General features: G+C 66.1%; 14 protein-coding genes. 10 read left to right on the top strand and 4 right to left on the bottom strand.

The features are described from left to right. Positions 1–193: 193 nt before the first annotated feature. Positions 194–4,615, top strand: coding sequence for a DNA translocase FtsK (locus U5A58_RS31485; protein WP_321964332.1), 4,422 nt, complete (start codon positions 194–196; stop codon positions 4,613–4,615). A 49-nt stretch (positions 4,616–4,664) separates the two neighbouring features. Here the strand turns inward: U5A58_RS31485 and U5A58_RS31490 are convergent, their stop codons facing one another. Then, entirely contained in the window at positions 4,665–5,957 is a 1,293-nt protein-coding gene (locus U5A58_RS31490; protein WP_415774322.1) for a lactonase family protein, read from the bottom strand. A gap of 232 nt (positions 5,958–6,189) precedes the next feature. Between U5A58_RS31490 and U5A58_RS31495 the strand changes: the two genes are divergently transcribed. From U5A58_RS31495 to U5A58_RS31505, 3 genes are all read left to right on the top strand, one after another. Then, positions 6,190–6,339, top strand: a complete 150-nt coding sequence (locus U5A58_RS31495) for a DUF3096 domain-containing protein (RefSeq protein WP_158757331.1) — start codon at positions 6,190–6,192, stop codon at positions 6,337–6,339. A 185-nt stretch (positions 6,340–6,524) separates the two neighbouring features. Beyond that, positions 6,525–8,387: a glycoside hydrolase family 15 protein gene (locus U5A58_RS31500; RefSeq protein WP_321964334.1), complete on the top strand. Its 1,863-nt coding sequence runs from the start codon at positions 6,525–6,527 to the stop codon at positions 8,385–8,387. Positions 8,388–8,613: 226 nt separating this feature from the next. Further along, positions 8,614–9,921, top strand: coding sequence for a polyhydroxyalkanoate depolymerase (locus tag U5A58_RS31505; protein WP_321914722.1), 1,308 nt, complete (start codon positions 8,614–8,616; stop codon positions 9,919–9,921). 129 nt (positions 9,922–10,050) lie between these two features. Here U5A58_RS31505 and U5A58_RS31510 read toward each other — a convergent pair whose 3' ends face one another. Continuing rightward, on the bottom strand, positions 10,051–10,683 hold the full coding sequence (locus U5A58_RS31510) for a TetR family transcriptional regulator (RefSeq protein ID WP_158757328.1): 633 nt from the start codon (positions 10,681–10,683) through the stop codon (positions 10,051–10,053). Positions 10,684–11,143: 460 nt separating this feature from the next. Here U5A58_RS31510 and rsxB point away from each other — a divergent pair, with 460 nt between their 5' ends. The 3 genes from rsxB to U5A58_RS31525 all read left to right on the top strand — a co-directional run bounded on the left by rsxB (position 11,144) and on the right by U5A58_RS31525 (position 13,183). Further along, positions 11,144–11,989: an electron transport complex subunit RsxB gene (rsxB, locus tag U5A58_RS31515; protein ID WP_321964335.1), complete on the top strand. Its 846-nt coding sequence runs from the start codon at positions 11,144–11,146 to the stop codon at positions 11,987–11,989. Between the two features lie 36 nt (positions 11,990–12,025). Next, positions 12,026–12,670, top strand: coding sequence for an endonuclease III (nth, locus tag U5A58_RS31520; protein WP_321964336.1), 645 nt, complete (start codon positions 12,026–12,028; stop codon positions 12,668–12,670). Between the two features lie 78 nt (positions 12,671–12,748). After that, positions 12,749–13,183, top strand: coding sequence for a DUF1841 family protein (locus tag U5A58_RS31525; RefSeq protein WP_158757325.1), 435 nt, complete (start codon positions 12,749–12,751; stop codon positions 13,181–13,183). A gap of 129 nt (positions 13,184–13,312) precedes the next feature. Here the strand turns inward: U5A58_RS31525 and U5A58_RS31530 are convergent, their stop codons facing one another. Both U5A58_RS31530 and U5A58_RS31535 read right to left on the bottom strand, forming a co-directional pair. Further along, on the bottom strand, positions 13,313–13,708 hold the full coding sequence (locus U5A58_RS31530) for a cytochrome c (RefSeq protein ID WP_321964337.1): 396 nt from the start codon (positions 13,706–13,708) through the stop codon (positions 13,313–13,315). An 18-nt stretch (positions 13,709–13,726) separates the two neighbouring features. After that, positions 13,727–14,092 (bottom strand): c-type cytochrome, encoded by a 366-nt coding sequence (locus U5A58_RS31535; RefSeq protein WP_158757323.1) that lies wholly within the window; start codon positions 14,090–14,092, stop codon positions 13,727–13,729. A gap of 430 nt (positions 14,093–14,522) precedes the next feature. Between U5A58_RS31535 and U5A58_RS31540 the strand changes: the two genes are divergently transcribed. The 3 genes from U5A58_RS31540 to U5A58_RS31550 all read left to right on the top strand — a co-directional run bounded on the left by U5A58_RS31540 (position 14,523) and on the right by U5A58_RS31550 (position 17,921). Continuing rightward, positions 14,523–15,374 (top strand): AAA family ATPase, encoded by an 852-nt coding sequence (locus U5A58_RS31540; protein WP_158757322.1) that lies wholly within the window; start codon positions 14,523–14,525, stop codon positions 15,372–15,374. Positions 15,375–15,408: 34 nt separating this feature from the next. Then, complete coding sequence (locus tag U5A58_RS31545) at positions 15,409–16,581, top strand: VWA domain-containing protein (RefSeq protein WP_321914728.1); 1,173 nt, start codon at positions 15,409–15,411, stop codon at positions 16,579–16,581. A gap of 113 nt (positions 16,582–16,694) precedes the next feature. Beyond that, on the top strand, positions 16,695–17,921 hold the full coding sequence (locus tag U5A58_RS31550; protein WP_321964338.1) for a benzoate/H(+) symporter BenE family transporter: 1,227 nt from the start codon (positions 16,695–16,697) through the stop codon (positions 17,919–17,921). The last annotated feature ends 14 nt before the right edge of the window (positions 17,922–17,935 follow it).

Genomic DNA, 17,935 nt, shown 5'->3' on the forward strand with positions numbered 1-17,935 from the left:
GCCGCGCCCTTGCCCGGCGCGGCTCTTTTTTTGTTGCGCGCGAACCAAAACAGCGTGCGCAGGGTCTTTGGCGTGTCGGGCGCGCAACGCCCGCCGGGCCGAGCGCAACACAGTCCTCAAGTGGATGGCGGCGCACAGGGGCCGAGCGGTTACACTCCACACGTCGCACACCTTCTCTACGTACATCTTTGGCATGCACACGGTAGTTCCTGGCTGGTTCGGCGTTTCGGCCGTCTGGTTCATCCCTCTGATCTGGCGTCTCGTCAAGTCCGTGCTGCCCGGCGGCGCGGGCCTGCGCGGTCCGGGCACGATCCGGCTCTGGCTCGGCTTCCTTGGTGTGCTCGTCGCGAGCTGCGCGCTCGAGGCGACGCTCATCGACATCGCCGGTTTCGACGCGCTCGGCCACGCACTATCGGGCGGGCTCGGCAAGCTCATCGGCCACGTGGCCGCGCCGCTCGCCATGACGGCGCTCCTCCTCGTGAGCTTGCCGTGGCTGCTCGACTTCCATTGGCGCGAATTCCTCGCCTGGGCCGACATCTCGCTCGGGCTCGGGCTGAACATCCGCGCCGCCCGTGAGACCGACGAGAGCCCGCGCCGCGAACGCCGCAGCCGCCGCGCCGCAGCCGAAGAGGGACTTCCCGCCCATAGCGCCGCCACCGTCAACCTGCCGATGCCCGGCGACGGCACGCGACGCAAGCGGCCGACGATCTGGCGCCCGCCTGCACGCGAAGTGCGCGATCAATCGCGCACTGCCGGCGCGATGGCCGCGGGACTAGGCGCAGCGTCGACCGCTGCCGCCGCACAGGAGGCTTTTGCGGATAGCGCGCCGTGGCGCGCCGAACCAGGCGTCCGGGGTCCGGCCGATTCCTCCGCGGCATGGGCACGCACCGAGCCGACCGCGGCCGCCGACTGGCTGCGCGGCACGCGTGCTCCGGCGGCTCCGGTGCAAGCTGCGCCGAGAGCACCGATGGAGCCGCCACGCATGCCATTGCAGCAAGGCGCACCGCTTGGCGACGCGCGCCGCCAGCCAACGCGTGGCGCGGGCACTCCCTCGGATACGGCGGGCGTGCATGGCGCACCGGGCGTCCCCGCGCAACCCAATGCGCCATGGCGCGCTGAGCCTGGCCATGCGCGGCCGGCCATGGCCGCCGCGACCGTGGGTGCGCGCGCGGCTTCAGCGTCGGCTGCGGTGCATGCTGCGCCGCTCGCGGCCGGTGCCGCCGCGGCAGCAGCCGCCGCGCGCAGCGCCGCGTTCGGCTCGACGCCGGCGCCGCTCGATCCGCTGACTTCGCCGTTCGCGCAGCCAGTCACGCCTCGCCGCTCGGCGCCGCCGCCCGCGGCAGGCAGCACGGCAGCGCGCGCCGCGGCAGCAGCGCCGCCCCGCGTCGCGAAGCCGCCGCGTCCGTACGTCTGGCAAGGCCAGCCGGCGCGCGTGAACCCTCGCCCGCCCATGGCCGCGCCGCGCGCGCCGTTCACCTCGCAGCTGGCCGACACGCCGCCCGCTACGCCCGCGTACTCGCGCCCCGCTTCCACCAGCGCGCCGCAAGCGGAAGCGCCCCTGTCGATGAGCGTGCTCGAAACGTTGCGTTCGATCGAAGAAAACGCCGCACGCTGGACGTCCCTCGCCGGCGCGAGCCTCGCACGCCGCACGCTCGACGAAGCGGGCACGCTCGCGGGCGAAGAGGAAGCGCACGCGCAATTCCCAAGCGCCCCGCCAGACATGTCGAAGACAGCAGCGCCGGTGACGCCTTCGGGCGTATCGATGGAAGCGACGTTCGCGCCAGTCACGCAGCAGGACGGTGACGCCATCTCGCCGAACCGGGGCGTGCAATCGCTGGACGAGGCGCACGCCGCGCTGCAGCCGCACAACACGTCGACAACCTGGACGCCCGCTGCACAGGCTGCCCCCTACCCCGACGAGATTCAGCGCGCCGCGGCATACGAGCCGAAGTCGGTCAGCGCCGACGACACGGCAATGCCAACTCCGTGGCGACCGGTGCACACCCATGTGGACGAAGCCGCGCATGACGCATTGAGCGCAGCGACCGGCGTCGAGCCTGTGCAAGCCGCGGCGGCAGAAGCCGCAACGCCGTCCTCCTGGCCCACGCTGGATCACGGCATGCCATGGATCCTGCTCGACGACGAACCGTCGGCCGCCGCGCCCACGGAAACCCACGCCGCCGAGCCGTTCTACACGTTCACGCCGTTGTCGGCGCAGGAACAGGCGCCCGCGCCTGAGGTGGCAGTTGCTCCCGTTGCGGCGCCAGCACCCGCAGTCGCACACACACCGGTTGCAGCAAGCGTACAAGCGTCGCAGCCCGCTCCCGCCGAGTCGCAGGATGCAAACGACGCATCGGAAGCGGCGAACATCGTGCATTTGCCCCGTTTCGTTCGCGAGACACAACCGGAGGTGGCCGCGGCGCCTGTGCATCACGCAGCGCCCGTTGGCGAGCAACCGCTGGACGCAAGCACCCGCACCGAAGTTGTCGATACGGCGTCGGCGGCGACCCTCGACGAATCTGCGTACGGCACATACGGCCGCACGTTCGAAACGTCCGCGCGCGCAACGCCTGCACCTGTCGCGCCCACCGTCGCGCATGCAGCTCCCGCGACGCCGTTCGACGCAACGCCTTCGCCGGCTGCAGAGCAAATGGCGAGCGAGTCTTTCGCCCCTGTTGCGCGCGTCGTCGAAGAGCACCCGGCGGTCGATGAAGCACATGAGCTTGCGAACGCCGCGGCGGCGCAAGCATTGCCGCCGGTTGAAGCGCCGGCAACTCCGGCACCGGGTTTCGAGGCGACGCCCCTGCCCGCTGTGCAGCAAACGCCGGCACCCGTAGCAACGCCGCCGTGGGTCGCCGAACCGCAGCCGGAATACCGTCCCGCGCCTGCCGAAGCCACGTCCACGCCTGGCCCTTCGCATCCCGCAGTACCGGTTGCCACACCGATCGCGGCACCCTACCCCGCCATCGCGACCGAACCGGGCGCCGCGAGCCCCGCCTTCGAGCCCGAGCCCGAGCCCGAAGTCATCGAAGCAGCCGAAGCAGTCGAAGCGCCCGAACCGGCAGTCCAGCGCCCCGCCGTGCGCGGCCACGCGCCCACAGCTTTCGCGTTCGAGCCGCTCAGCGCCTCGGCGGTCGAACTGCCGGGGCTCGAACTGCTCGAGCGCGCGTCGTCCGAGATCGAGCCGGTCTCCGAGCAGAAGCTCGCCGAAACGAGCCAGCTCATCGAGCAGCGCCTCCAGGAGTTCAAGGTCCCTGTGACGGTGGTCGGCGCGTCGGCGGGCCCCGTGATCACGCGCTTCGAAGTGGAACCCGCGCTCGGCGTGCGCGGAAGCCAGATCGTCGGCCTCATGAAGGACCTCTCGCGAGGCCTTGGCCTCACGTCGATCCGCGTGGTCGAAACGATCCCCGGCAAGACCTGCATGGGCCTCGAATTGCCGAATGCGCGCCGCCAGATGATCCGCCTCTCCGAGATCCTCGAATCGGCGCCGTACCACCGCTCGCAATCGAAGCTCACGATCGCAATGGGCAAGGACATCGTCGGCCATCCGATCGTCACCGATCTCGCCAAGGCGCCGCACATGCTCGTCGCGGGCACGACCGGTTCGGGCAAGTCGGTGGCGATCAACGCAATGATCCTCTCGCTGCTCTACAAGGCGACGCCCGAGGACGTGCGGCTCATCATGATCGACCCGAAGATGCTCGAGCTTTCCGTGTACGAAGGCATTCCGCATCTGCTCGCGCCGGTCGTGACCGACATGAAGCTCGCCGCCAACGCGCTCAACTGGTGCGTGGGCGAAATGGAGAAGCGCTACCGGCTGATGTCGGCGGTGGGCGTGCGCAATCTCGCGGGCTTCAACCAGAAGATCCGCGACGCCGAAGCGCACGAAAAGAAGATCGGCAACCCGTTCTCGCTCACGCCGGAAGCGCCGGAGCCGCTCTCGCCGCTGCCGATGATCGTGGTCGTGATCGACGAGCTCGCCGACCTCATGATGGTCGCGGGCAAGAAGATCGAAGAGTTGATCGCGCGTCTCGCGCAGAAGGCGCGCGCCGCCGGCATCCACCTGATCCTCGCGACCCAGCGTCCTTCGGTGGACGTGATCACCGGGCTCATCAAGGCGAATATTCCGACCCGCGTGGCGTTCCAGGTGTCGTCGAAGATCGACTCGCGCACGATCCTCGACCAGATGGGCGCGGAGTCGCTGCTCGGCCAGGGCGACATGCTGTTCCTGCCACCGGGCACGGGCTACCCGCAGCGCGTGCACGGCGCGTTCGTCGCCGACGAGGAAGTGCACGCCGTGGTGGAGTATCTGAAGCAGTTTGGCGAGCCCGAGTACGTCGAAGGCATTCTCGACGGCCCGGCTTCCGAAGGTGCGCCGCAGGATCTCTTCGGCGACTCGCCCGACGCCGAGGCCGACCCGCTCTACGACGAGGCCGTGGCCTTCGTCGTGCGCACGCGGCGCGCGTCGATCTCGTCGGTGCAGCGGCAGTTGCGCATCGGCTACAACCGCGCTGCGCGTCTCGTCGAGCAAATGGAGACGGCGGGCCTCGTCTCGCCGATGGGCATCAACGGCAGCCGCGAAGTGCTCGTGCCTGGCGGCGGCCAGGGCGAATAAAAAAAGGCGCGAAACGCGCCTTTTTTATTCAACTCAACACACGCGCGCGTTACCGCGCGACGAACTTGAAATCGACCGGCGAGCCGATCTCGACGCGCTTCGGGTTCGGCTCCAGCAAACCGGTCTGCTGATCGCGGCGGAACACGTAGACGGTATCGCTGTTCTGGTTGCCGACGATGAGCCACTGCCCGGTCGGATCGATCGCGAACTCGCGCGGCGACTTGCCGAGGCTCGACTGGCGACCCACGCGCTTCAACCTCCCGCTGTCGCCATCGACGGCGAAGATCGAGATGTCGTTGGCGTCGCCGCGATTCGAGACATAAAGGAACTTGCCGTCCGGCGAAAGATGCAGCGCCGCCGCGCCCTGCGTGCCCTTGAAGCCCGGCTCCGCCAGCTTCTCGACCTGCTCCAGCTTCATATGCCCGTCGTGGTACGCAAACACCGTCACGGTGGCGGCCAGCTCGCTCGTGAGATACGCGTGGCGGCCGTCATTGCCGAAGATCAGGTGACGCGGACCGCTGCCCGACTTCACGTCGGTGTAGCGCCACTCGGTCGGGCTCACGAGCCCGCGGCTGCCGTCTGGCGTGTAAAGGTAGGTCCAGAGCTTGTCGGTGCCGAGATCCTGGGTGAAGAGATAGTGGCCGTCCGGCGAAAACACCGTCGAGTGCACGTGCGCGTTGTCCTGACGCCCCTTCACGGGACCGCCACCCTCGTGATGCACGGTCAGCACGGACTCGCCAAGCTTCCCGTCCTGCTGCACCGGCAGGACTGCGAAGCTGCCGCCGGGGTCGGCCGCGACCGAATAGTTCGCCACGAAGAGATAGCGCCCATCCGGCGAAAGGCTCAGGTAGCACGGATCGTTGCCCTGCGCCGACACCTTGTTGAGAAACGTGAGCTGCCCGCTCGCGGCGTCGAAGCCGAACGCGCTCACGTCGCCGCGCAGGCTGGCGGGACCGTTGTCGCCGGGCAGTTCGTTCACCGCGTAGACAAAGCGGTTGTCCTGGCTCACCACGAGAAACGAGGGATTCACCGTCTTCGCTACGCTGACCGGCTGCATGTCGCCCGTTTGCGTATTGAAGTGGTAGACGTAGAGGCCCTCGCTCTTGCCGCCCGTATACGTGCCGACGATCAGGTTGTAGACACCGCCTGCGGACGCGGTCGTGGAAGCGGATTGCGCGAACGCATGCGTCGCGGCGACGGAAGCCATGATGACAACACCTTTGATGAGCTGGCTGAAGAGATGTGCGCGGAGATGCGCGCGGAGATGCGCGGGTCCGCGCGCACGGGCACTGGAACGGGAGGGCGCGGGCACGGCGTTTGCGGCGGCACGGCGAAGGAACATGTCGACCTCCTTTTTCTTGTCGATGCAGTAAAGCGGATCGGCCCTCGTCGCGACGCTGACCGTACCCGTCTCGCTTTCGTCTGATACATGAGACACCGGCCCAGTATAAGAGAGGTCGCAAACGCCCGCCCCGCCGGCGCGCAGCAACGAGTCGCGCGGAAAAGGCGCGAAAAATCGCAGCAAAAAGGGATCAACGCAAACGATCGAAACCCGCCGCAACCAGGGAGCCGTCATGAACATTCACGTCGCCATCGGGCCGCTCGTCGCGCTCATCGCAGGCATTCTGATTCTTGCCGTGCCGCGCCTGCTCAACTATATCGTCGCGCTGTATCTGATCATCATCGGGATCATCGGGCTATTCGGCGTGAACGGCCATCTGTGACGCGCCTCGTCACGCTCGCCAACGTTTATTGACGCCGGCGAGATGCGTATTTGCATGGGCTGCCGCGCAAAACGCATTGCGCAGGCGACCCCGCTGCCACTACTCTTGTGCGTGCATGCCGCGCGCACTGCCCTGCACGCGGCGAGCGGCTTTCGTTTTCGAGCAACGCTGTCAATCTGCTTACTATGCCCGCACCCATTGAAGACTATGCATTGATCGGCGACGGCCACACGGCCGCGCTCGTTTCCCGCGCCGGCTCCATCGACTGGCTCTGCTGGCCGCGCTTCGACTCCGGCGCCTGCTTCGCCGCCCTGCTCGGCACCGAGGAGAACGGCCGCTGGCTCATCGCGCCCGCCCAGCCCGCCGATGGCGCGAAAGTCGAGATCAAAACCACGCGCCGCTATCGCGGCGACACGCTGATCCTCGAGACCGATTTCGAAACGCCCGAGGGCGCGGTCACGCTCATCGACTTCATGCCGCCCGGCAACGGCTGGTCCGAACTCGTGCGCATCGTCGTGGGGCGGCGCGGCACCGTGCGCATGGAAAGCCAGCTCGTGCTGCGCTTCGACTACGGCTTTTCGGTGCCGTGGGTCAGCCGTCTCACCTACGAGAGCGGCATCAAGGCGACGGTGGGCCCGGACACGGTCGTGCTGCGCACGCCCGTCGACCTCGAGGGCGAAAACATGCACACGGTCGCGCAGTTCGAGGTGAAAGAAGGCGAACGCGTGCCGTTCTCGCTTTCCTATGCGGCCTCGCACCTGCGTCTACCGCCGCCGCGCGACCCGTTCACGGCGCTTGCGCGCACGGAGAACTTCTGGACCGAATGGGCCTCGCGCAGCACGGTGGAAGGCCGCTGGGCCGAACCGATCCGCCGCTCGCTCATCACGCTCAAGGCATTGGCCTACGAGCCCACCGGCGGCATCGTCGCCGCGCCCACCACGTCGCTGCCCGAACAGCTGGGCGGCACGCGCAACTGGGACTACCGCTACTGCTGGCTGCGCGACGCGACGATCACGCTGCTTGCAATGATGCGCGGCGGCTATTACGACGAGGCGCGCGCATGGCGCGCTTGGCTGGGCCGCGTGATGGCGGGCTCGCCCTCGCAGCTGCAGATCATGTACGGGCTTGCCGGCGAGCGCCGCCTGCCCGAATTCGAACTCGACTGGCTGCCCGGCTACGAAGGCGCGAAGCCCGTGCGCGTGGGCAACAACGCAGTCGGCCAGCTGCAGCTCGACGTGTACGGCGAAGTGATGAACGCGCTGCACCTAGCGCGCGTGGGCGGCCTGCAGGCCGACGACACCGCGTGGTCGATCCAGTGCGCGATGCTCGAACACCTCGAAACGATCTGGACCGAGCCCGACGAAGGCATCTGGGAAACGCGCGGCGGCCGCCAGCACTTCACGTTCTCGAAGGTGATGGCGTGGGTCGCATTCGACCGTGCGATCAAATCGGCGGAAAAATTCGACCTGCCCGGGCCGCTCGACCACTGGCGCGAACTGCGCTCGACGATACACGCGACCATTTGCGAGCGCAGCTTCAACAAGGATCTGAACTCCTTCACGCAGATCTACGGCGGCACCGACCTCGACGCGAGCCTGCTGCTCATGCCGCTGGTCGGCTTCCTGCCTGCGGCAGATCCTCGCATTGCGGGCACGGTCGCGGCGATCGAGCGCGATCTGATGTGTGAAGGTTTTGTGATGCGCTACCGCACCACCGAATTCAACGATGGACTCCCGCCCGGGGAAGGCACCTTCCTTGCATGCAGTTTCTGGATGGTCGACAACCTGGCCCTGCAAGGCCGCATGGACGATGCACGCCGCATGTACGAGCGCCTGCTCTCGCTCGCCAATGACGTGGGATTGCTCGCCGAGGAATATGACCCCATTGCGGGGCGTCTGGTCGGCAACTTCCCGCAGGCGTTCTCGCATGTGGCGCTCGTGCATACCGGCTTGAACCTCATGCGGCATGAACAGGACATGGCGAAGGAAACGGGACATCCGGCGGTCGACGGCGCGTCGGCCGAGCCAGCTGTTGCATCCGCATCGTAAATGTTCGAAAGCGCCTGGACGTTTTTGCGAGCTGGGGTACACTAGGCATGCTGCGTTGCACAACGGCCAGGCGCAGAACAGTACCGCCCGCGCTAAAGCCCGCCGGGCTGCGGCCGATAAACAACCTGATTGACTGACCGACCAACCTTGCCGGCCCGCATCTGTTCCGCGCCTCACCCGCGCGCGACCCGGGTGCGAACCGCTCCTTGAAGATGCCGGAGCGCCCATGCTCTATCAAATCCGTGAATTCCAGCGTGCGTTGCTGAGCCCGCTGACCGCCTGGGCCCAGGCCGCCTCGAAATCGTTCTCGAATCCGACGAGCCCGTTTTCACTCGTGCCGGGCGCCACGCGCTTCGCCGCGGGCTACGAACTGCTCTATCGCCTCGGCAAGGACTACGAGAAGCCCGAGTTCAACATTCGCCAGATCGTGAAGGACGGCTTCAATATTCCGATCGTCGAGCAGACCATCATCGAAAAGCCGTTCTGCCGCCTGCTGCGCTTCAAGCGCTACGCCGACGACACCGGCGCCGTGGCCGCGCTCAAGGACGAGCCGAGCGTGCTCGTGTGCGCGCCGCTCTCGGGCCACCACTCCACGCTGCTGCGCGACACCGTGCGCACGCTGCTGCAGGACCACAAGGTGTACATCACCGACTGGATCGACGCGCGCATGGTGCCGCTCGAAGCCGGTGCGTTCCATCTCGACGACTACGTTGCGTACATCCAGGAATTCATCCGCCATATCGGCGCGAAGAATCTGCATGTGCTGTCCGTTTGCCAGCCGACGGTGCCCGTGCTCGCGGCCATCTCGCTCATGGCGAGCCGCGGCGAAGACACCCCGCTCACGATGACGATGATGGGCGGCCCGATCGACGCGCGCCGCAGCCCCACCGCCGTCAACTCGCTCGCCACCGAACACTCGCTCGACTGGTTTGCGAACAACGTGATCCATACGGTGCCGGCCAACTATCCGGGCGAAGGGCGCGAGGTGTATCCGGGCTTCCTGCAGCACGCGGGTTTCGTCGCAATGAATCCGGGCCGTCACACTACGGCGCATTGGGACTTCTACAAGAGCCTGCTGCGCGGCGACGAAGAGGACGCCGAAGCACATCGCCAGTTCTACGACGAATACAACGCGGTGCTCGACATGGCCGCCGAGTATTACCTCGAGACCATCCGCACTGTGTTCCAGGATTTCAGTCTCGCTGAAGGCACGTGGGACGTGGCCGGCGAACGCGTGCGCCCGCAGGACATTCGCGACACGGCGCTCTTCACGATCGAAGGCGAGCTCGACGACATTTCGGGCGCGGGCCAGACGCGCGCCGCGCACGACCTGTGCACGGGCATTCCCGAGGCGAACCGGCATCATCTGACCGCCGAGAAGTGCGGCCACTACGGCATCTTCTCGGGCCGCCGCTGGCGCACGATCATCTATCCGCAGCTGCGCGATTTCATCCGTCAACACCAGCAGGGCGCCGGCCAATCGGGCAAAGAAACGCCTGCCCGCGGCCGCTCCGCACAAGGCGCTGTCGCCTGACGCAGACGCGCGCTCCATGCGAGCGCACGCAGTACGCGCCAGCAGCACAACCCGCGCGCCGTCCCAGGACGGCGCGCGGCGTTTGTGGAGCGTGAAACGATCTCGTGCGCTTCGCTTGCGCTATTTGCGCTACTTGCGCATCAGATACGCGAGCAGCATTTCCGTATTGAGCTGAATGATTTCCGCGCGCTCGGCAGCCGTGCTGAAGTCGCGACCGAGCGTGGCGTTCAGCGTATAGCGGTTCGATACGATGTAGTAACCCATACCCGAGAGCGTCACATAAAGCCGCAGTGGATCGATGCTCGGGCGGAACAATCCCGCAGACTCGCCGCGTGTGAGGATCGAGCCGAGCGTCGCGACGATCGGCGAGATCATCTCGCGAATTCGTGTGGACTTCTGCATATAGCGCGCCTCGTGCAGATTCTCGTTGTTCACGAGCCGCAGCAGTTCCGGATTGTCTCGATAGTAGTCCCACACGAAATGCGCAAGCCGCGTGATCGCCTCGACGGGTGCAAGCCCCGCGAGATCGAGCGCGCGCTCGGCTTCGTTGAGCGCGCCGAATGCGTGCTCAAGCACTGCCGTGAACAGTTGCTCCTTGCTGCCGAAGTAGTAATAGAGCATGCGCTCATTGGTTTCCGCGCGTCGCGCGATCTGGTCGACGCGTGCGCCGAACAGGCCGCCATTGGCGAATTCTTCCGCCGCGGCGAGCAGAATGCGGCGGCGTGTGCCTTCAGGATCTCTTTTGATTTTTGGCTGATTCATGGTGGCAGGATCTCGTTAAGCCGCGTTGTCCGGTTTACGTTGTCGGGCGGTACCACGCCGGGCCTCTCCTAGCCCTGGGATCGACAAACGTTGTGCGGGGCGCGCCAGGTTAATGGACAGACACCCTCCGACCTACGGTCTTGCGTTCCTTCTTGTTTGTTTGATGTCGTTGCGAGCCGACACCGTTCTTCCCCCTGTCGCTTCATGCAAGACGCCATGCCAGCCGCCCATGCATTGCGCCACGCTTTTACGTCTACTGATTCCCCCTCAACCGCAAAGCGCTTCGCATTAAGCGCTTTGATTATGGCACATGGCCCGCCGATGGCAATGCGGGAAATCGGCGATAATGCAAGCTTTGGCGCTGTGCGTGTGCGCCCTGTCAGGCCAGCCGCGTAACCCTGCGCATGGCCATGTGCGCCCAAGGTCGCGCCACCGCCCGCCCCGCCCCGATGTAGCGAACGTGAACGATTCCAAAACACTCGCAGATCGCATCGAAGATCTGCTGCCCCAGACCCAATGCACGAAGTGCGGCTACGACGGCTGCCGGCCCTATGCCGAAGCCGTGGCAGCCGGCACCGCCAATTACAACCAGTGTCCGCCCGGCGGTCTCGAAGGCGTTGAGCGCCTCGCGAAACTGCTCGGCAAACCCGTCATCCCGATCAATCCGGACAACGGCGTGGAACGCCCGCGTCCCGTGGCGTTCATCGACGAACAACTGTGCATCGGCTGCACGCTGTGCATGCAGGCGTGTCCCGTCGACGCGATCGTCGGCGCGCCCAAGCAGATGCACACGATCGTCGAGGATCAGTGCACGGGCTGCGACCTGTGCGTCGCGCCCTGCCCGGTCGACTGCATCGCAATGATTCCTGTTACGGGCGAAGCGACCGGCTGGGACGCATGGACACAACAGCAGGCCGACGAAGCCCGCGTGCGACATGACCGGCGCGCAGCGCGGCAGGCCGCCGAACGCAATGCGGCCGAGGCGCGCGCCGCGGCACGCCGCGCGGCCACGAGCGCGCCTGCCGCCCCGGCACCGCAAGACACCGCCATACAGCCCGCAAGCCCCTGCGCCGACGACGCCGAAGCAAAGAAGAAAGCGATCATCCAGGCGGCGCTCGAACGTGCGCGCCGCAAGAAGGCGGAACTGGCTGAACAGGGTGTGGGACCGCGCAACGTCGAGCACGTGAGCGCCGATGTTCAAGCGCAGATCGACGCCGCCGAGGCGCGCCGCAAGCGTATCGGTATCGAGTCGAATGCATCGGACGCAGCGAACCCGGCGCCCGACGACGACAAGCCCGCGCGCTAGCGCATCGCACTGCCAAAGGCCCCACGCACAACGAGCATGAACGCCACCAAGCGCCGCGCCATCTACGAAACGCTGCAAAGCCTCAATCCGCACCCCACGACCGAGCTGGAGTTCAGCACGCCGTTCGAACTCCTGATTGCCGTGATGCTCTCCGCGCAGGCCACCGACGTTTCGGTGAACAAGGCCATGCGCCGGATGTTTCCGGTCGCCAGCACGCCGGAGACGGTGCTTGCGCTCGGCGAAGAAGGCGTTGCCGATTACATCAAGACGATCGGCCTGTATCGCACCAAGGCCAAAAACGTCATTGCGACCTGCCGCATTCTCATCGAGCAGTACGGCAGCGAGGTGCCGCCAACGCGCGAGGCGCTCGAAGGCCTGCCCGGCGTGGGACGCAAAACCGCGAACGTTGTGCTCAACACGGCGTTCGGCCAGCCGACCATCGCTGTCGACACGCATATCTTTCGGGTTGCGAACCGAACGGGGCTCGCGCCCGGCAAGGACGTGCGCGCCGTCGAAACCGCGCTCGAAAAATTCACGCCGCCGGAGTTCCTCCAGGACGCCCATCACTGGCTCATCCTGCACGGGCGCTATGTGTGCAAGGCGCGCCGCCCCGAATGCTGGCATTGCGTAATCGAGCCGCTGTGCGAGTTCAAGCCGAAGACGCCGCCGCCGGAGCTCTGAGCGAGCGCGAGCCCCCGGGCGTAAAATAATGAGTTCACGCGTTGCACGACGCCGCATCCCCCACTCGACCGACTCAAGATGTTCAATCCCAGCCGCGACGAAGTCCGCCGCTTTTTCACCGAGACCTGGCGCAAGCAGCGCGCGGGCGAAATCCTCACGCCGCTAGAGGCGATCGCCGCCGACTGGATCGTCGAGCACCCCGAATATCACGCCGAACTCGCCGACGCCGATGCGGCCGCCGCGCAGGACTACTCGCCCGAGCGCGGCCAGAGCAATCCGTTCCTGCATCTGTCGATGCACCTCGCGATCAGCGAGCAGCTGTCGATCGACCAGCCGCCCGGCATCCGCGCGGCACACGACCGGCTCGCCGCACGCATGGGCTCCACGCACGACGCGCAGCACGCGATCATGGAGTGCCTCGGCGAAACGATCTGGGAAGCGCAGCGCACGAACACGCCCCCCGACACGGACGCCTATCTCATGCGCATCGAGCGCCGCGCTTCACGCGACTGAGACCGAACGGAAGCGCAACGCAAGCCAACGAAGCCGCAAAAAAACACCCCGCGACAACCTCGCCGAAAACGAGGCCCACGCGGGGTGTTTCGCATGATGCGGCACGCATGGCGCGCGCCGCACTCATGCTTACTTCTTGTTGACGAGGTCGCCGCTGAGCGACTCGATATACGCAGCGATATCCTTCATGTCGCTCTGCGAGAGGCTCTGCACCTGCGCCTGCATGATCGGATTGTTGCGGCCGAGGTGCGGATTGCCTGTGCCCATCTGGTACTGGCGCAGCGCCCAGTAGATGTAGTCGGCATGCTGGCCGGCGAGCTTCGGATATTCGGGGCTCACGGGCTTGTTCAGGCCCGGGCCGTGGCAGGCCGCGCAGTTGTGGCTGTCGGCGAGGGCCTTGCCGTTGGAGACGTCGGCCGCGTGCGCGGGATTCAGCGCGAGCGCGGCGGCCAGTGCGAGAGCGGTACCCGCAAGCTTGATGGTTGCACCGGCAAACGAAGGCATAGCCGTGTAGGGCTTGTTCATGGGTTCTCCACCTGCCGGTTATTTGTTCGGATTGTCTTTCGACGCGGCCGTTTGCGACGCATAGTAGGCCGCGATGTCGGCGATGTCCTGTTCGGTGAGCGAGGACGCGATCGCGTGCATCGTCTCGAAATGCCGGTCGCCCTTCTTGTAGGCGAGCAACGCGTTCATGATGTACTGCGCGTTCTGGCCGCCCAGAATGGGCACGTGGTAGACCTCGGGGTAAGCGGTGCGGTAGTCGGGAATACCATGACAGCCGATACACATCGCCACCTTGTCCTGACCCGCCTTCGCGTTGCCCACGACGTCCGCGTGAGCCGTGACCGCGAAGCACGCCAGCATGGTTATTGCGCCCGTGATGACGTGCTTGCCGACAATTTTTTTCATAGCATCCAACCTGGCTTGAGGGGATTCGAACGCCCGAACCGCAGGCCACGGCCTGCGCCGCATTACTGCTGTTTTACTTTTGGGGTCGCCGTGCAGGCCGAAAAAAATCGGTCCGAGTATACCGCGACGCCGCCGCGGCCGTCCACCGGCCGCGCCACGCCTGGCGGGCCTCGGAGCGCCTGACGGGGCCCTGCGGCAGGCCGGCGTGGCCCACCGGGCGGCCACGCAGCGCCGTGTCGCGCAGGCTCGCTGGCAAGCAACCCGGAGGAACCCTGGCACACACAACGGACTCGCCGCGCGCTCGCCGCAGACGCCTCTGAGCCTGCGTGACCGTGCCCCAAAGAGCGGACCCAACGATACGCGGTGGCGCGCCGACGCAACACCCCATCTGACTTATACTGGGATTTTTTTCCCAGCGAGCGGATTCACCATGCGCGCCACGCGTTTCGAAGGCTCATCGCAGTACGTCGCCACCGACGACCTCAAGCTTGCGGTCAACGCCGCGATCACGTTGAAGCGCCCCTTGCTCATCAAGGGCGAGCCCGGCACGGGCAAGACCATGCTGGCCGAAGAAGTGGCCGCGGCGCTGGGCATGCCGCTCATGCAGTGGCACATCAAGTCCACCACGAAGGCGCAGCAAGGGCTCTACGAGTACGACGCGGTCTCGCGCCTGCGCGACTCGCAGCTCGGCGACGAACGCGTGAAGGACATCGCCAACTACATCGTGAAAGGCGTGCTGTGGCAGGCGTTCGAGTCGGAAGAGCAAAGCGTGCTGCTGATCGACGAGATCGACAAGGCCGACATCGAGTTCCCGAACGACCTGTTGCGCGAGCTCGACCGCATGGAGTTCTACGTGTACGAGACGCGCCAGCTCATCAAGGCGAAGCAGCGTCCGCTCGTGATCATCACGTCGAACAACGAGAAGGAGCTGCCCGACGCGTTCCTGCGTCGCTGCTTCTTCCACTACATCAGCTTTCCCGATCCGGCGACGATGCAGCGCATTGTCGAGGTGCACTATCCGGGCATCCGCAAGGAACTGCTCAACGCGGCGATGGAAAGCTTCTTCGAACTGCGCAACGTCGCGGGCCTGAAGAAAAAGCCGTCTACGTCCGAACTGCTCGACTGGCTCAAGCTGCTGCTCGCGGAAGAGATTCCGCCCTCGGCGCTGCGCGCGGCCGACGGCTCGAAGTCCATGCCGCCGCTCGCGGGCGCGCTGCTCAAGAACGAGCAGGACATGACGCTGTTCGAGCGCCTCATCTACATGAACCGCCACAACCGTTGACCAGGACCCCGCGCGCGAAAGCCGGAGACACCGCATGCTGATCGACTTCTTCTACACGCTGCGCGACGCGAAGCTGCCGGTTTCCGTGAAGGAGTACCTCACGCTCGTCGAAGCGCTCAAGGCCCGCGTGATCGCGCCCTCGCTCGACGACTTCTACTACCTCGCGCGCATGACGCTCGTGAAAGACGAGCAATACTTCGACCGCTTCGATCAGGCGTTCGGCGCGTATTTTCGCGGCATCGAGAAGAAGTCCGAACTCGCCTTCGAGATACCCGAAGACTGGCTCAAGAAGCGTCTGGAGCGTGACTTCACGCCCGAGCAGCGCGCGCAGATCGAAGCCATGGGCGGGCTCGACAAGCTCATGGAGCGCCTGAAGGAACTCTTCGAGGAACAGAAGGAGCGCCACGAAGGCGGCAGCAAATGGATCGGCACGGGCGGCACCTCGCCCTTCGGCCATGGCGGCTATAACCCCGAGGGCATCCGCATTGGCGGCGAAGGCGGCCAGCGCAGCGCCGTGAAAGTGTGGGACGCGCGCGCGTATCGCGACTACGACGACCAGGTCGAAATCGGCACGCGCAACATCAAGGTCGCGTTGCGCCGTCTGCGCCGTTTCGCGCGCGAAGGCGCCGCCGAAGAACTCGATCTCGGCGACACGATCCGCAGCACCGCCGCGAACGCGGGCTGGCTCGACCTCAAGATGGTGCCGGAGCGCCACAACAACGTGAAAGTGCTGATGCTGCTCGACGTGGGCGGCTCGATGGACGATCACATCAAGCGCACGGAAGAACTGTTCTCCGCGGCCAAAGCCGAATTCAAGCACCTCGAGTTTTACTACTTCCACAACTGCGTGTACGACTACCTGTGGAAGAACAATCGCCGCCGCCACGCCGAGCGCACGCCCACGTGGGACCTGCTGCACAAGTTCACGCCCGACTACAAGCTGATCTTCGTCGGCGACGCCACCATGAGCCCGTATGAGGTGCTGCAGCCGGGCGGCTCGGTCGAGTACAACAACCCCGAAGCGGGCGCCGTGTGGCTGCGGCGTCTTGCCGACCAGTTCCCCCATTTCGCCTGGCTCAACCCCGAGCCCGAGCGACTATGGGAGTACCGCCAGTCGGTGTCGATCATCCGCGAGATTCTCGGCCACCGCATGTATCCGCTCACTGTCGCCGGGCTCGAAACGGCCATGCGCGTGCTGAGCAAATAGGCGCAAGCACTCCCGCCCCTTTCCGCCTTTTTGAGGCGGCGCGTGCCTGAGTGTTTCACCAGGCCGCGCCGCCCGATGTCGCCATACCTACGCAAAATCTGGAGACCACCTGCATGACCGCTCCCTCCTCCCCTGACCTGCCCGCGACGTTCAGGCCAGGACCGCTGCGGCCCTTCGCCGATACCTCGGTCGCCACGATCGTGGCCGGTTTCGTCGCGATGATGACCGGCTACACCAGCTCGCTCGTGCTGATGTTCCAGGCCGGCCAGGCCGCGCATCTTTCCGACGCGCAAATTTCCTCGTGGATCTGGGCGCTTTCAATCGGCATGGCCTTGACGACCATCGGCCTGTCGCTGTGGTTCCGCGCGCCCATCGTGGTCGCGTGGTCCACGCCGGGCGCGGCGCTCCTCATCAGCTCGTTGCCACATGTGCCCTATGCCGAGGCGATCGGCGCCTATATCGTGTGCGCCGTGCTGCTCACGGCCGTGGGCCTCACCGGCTGGTTCGACACGCTCATGAAGCGCATTCCCGCGGGCATCGCGGCGGCGCTGCTCGCGGGCATCCTGTTCGAGATCGGCATTGAGATCTTCCACGCCGCGCAGGTGCAAACCCCGCTCGTGCTGACGATGTTCTTCGGCTACCTGATCGTGAAGCGCGTCGTGCCGCGTTACGCGATCGTCGCGACGCTCGTGATCGGCATCGCCGCCGCTGCCGTGCTCGGTCTGCTCGACTTCAGCCACTTCCGCGTGGCGGTGGCGAGGCCCGTGTTCACGATGCCGGCGTTCTCGCTCACGGCGGTGGTGAGCATCGGCATTCCGCTTTTCGTCGTGGCGATGGCCTCGCAGAACGTGCCCGGCATCGCCGTGCTGCGCGCCGACGGCTACGACCACACGGCCGCGCCCTCCTCGCCGCTCATCGCCACCACGGGCCTGGCCTCGCTCGTGCTCGCGCCGTTCGGCTCGCACGGCGTGAATCTTGCCGCCATCACCGCGGCGATCTGCACGGGCCCGCACGCCCACGAAGACCGCACGAAGCGCTATATGGCGGCCGTGTGGTGCGGCATTTTCTATCTGATCGCCGGGACCTTCGGCGCGACCATCGCCGCGCTGTTCGCGGCGTTCCCGCAGGCGCTCGTGGTCTCGATTGCGGCGCTCGCGCTGTTCGGCTCGATCATGAGCGGCCTCACCAACGCCATGCAGAACCCGAGGGAGCGCGAAGCCGCGCTCATCACCTTCATGGTGACGGCCTCCGGGCTCACGCTGCTTTCCATCGGCGCGGCGTTCTGGGGGCTCGTGGCGGGCGTGATCACGCAGTTCGTGCTGAATGCGCGGCGCGCGTGAAACGCAACACCAGG

The sequence above is a fragment of the Paraburkholderia sp. J7 genome (genome assembly GCF_905220155.1).
GTDB lineage: Bacteria > Pseudomonadota > Gammaproteobacteria > Burkholderiales > Burkholderiaceae > Paraburkholderia.

Excerpts from the sequence above, each read along its gene's own strand:
- U5A58_RS31485 (WP_321964332.1), top strand. The coding sequence starts at position 194 with ATGCACACGGTAGTTCCTGGCTGGTTCGGCGTTTCGGCCGTCTGGTTC.
- U5A58_RS31490 (WP_415774322.1), bottom strand. The coding sequence starts at position 5,957 with ATGTTCCTTCGCCGTGCCGCCGCAAACGCCGTGCCCGCGCCCTCCCGT.
- U5A58_RS31495 (WP_158757331.1), top strand. The coding sequence starts at position 6,190 with ATGAACATTCACGTCGCCATCGGGCCGCTCGTCGCGCTCATCGCAGGC.
- U5A58_RS31500 (WP_321964334.1), top strand. The coding sequence starts at position 6,525 with ATGCCCGCACCCATTGAAGACTATGCATTGATCGGCGACGGCCACACG.
- U5A58_RS31505 (WP_321914722.1), top strand. The coding sequence starts at position 8,614 with ATGCTCTATCAAATCCGTGAATTCCAGCGTGCGTTGCTGAGCCCGCTG.
- U5A58_RS31510 (WP_158757328.1), bottom strand. The coding sequence starts at position 10,683 with ATGAATCAGCCAAAAATCAAAAGAGATCCTGAAGGCACACGCCGCCGC.
- nth (WP_321964336.1), top strand. The coding sequence starts at position 12,026 with ATGAACGCCACCAAGCGCCGCGCCATCTACGAAACGCTGCAAAGCCTC.
- U5A58_RS31525 (WP_158757325.1), top strand. The coding sequence starts at position 12,749 with ATGTTCAATCCCAGCCGCGACGAAGTCCGCCGCTTTTTCACCGAGACC.
- U5A58_RS31530 (WP_321964337.1), bottom strand. The coding sequence starts at position 13,708 with ATGAACAAGCCCTACACGGCTATGCCTTCGTTTGCCGGTGCAACCATC.
- U5A58_RS31535 (WP_158757323.1), bottom strand. The coding sequence starts at position 14,092 with ATGAAAAAAATTGTCGGCAAGCACGTCATCACGGGCGCAATAACCATG.
- U5A58_RS31540 (WP_158757322.1), top strand. The coding sequence starts at position 14,523 with ATGCGCGCCACGCGTTTCGAAGGCTCATCGCAGTACGTCGCCACCGAC.
- U5A58_RS31545 (WP_321914728.1), top strand. The coding sequence starts at position 15,409 with ATGCTGATCGACTTCTTCTACACGCTGCGCGACGCGAAGCTGCCGGTT.
- U5A58_RS31550 (WP_321964338.1), top strand. The coding sequence starts at position 16,695 with ATGACCGCTCCCTCCTCCCCTGACCTGCCCGCGACGTTCAGGCCAGGA.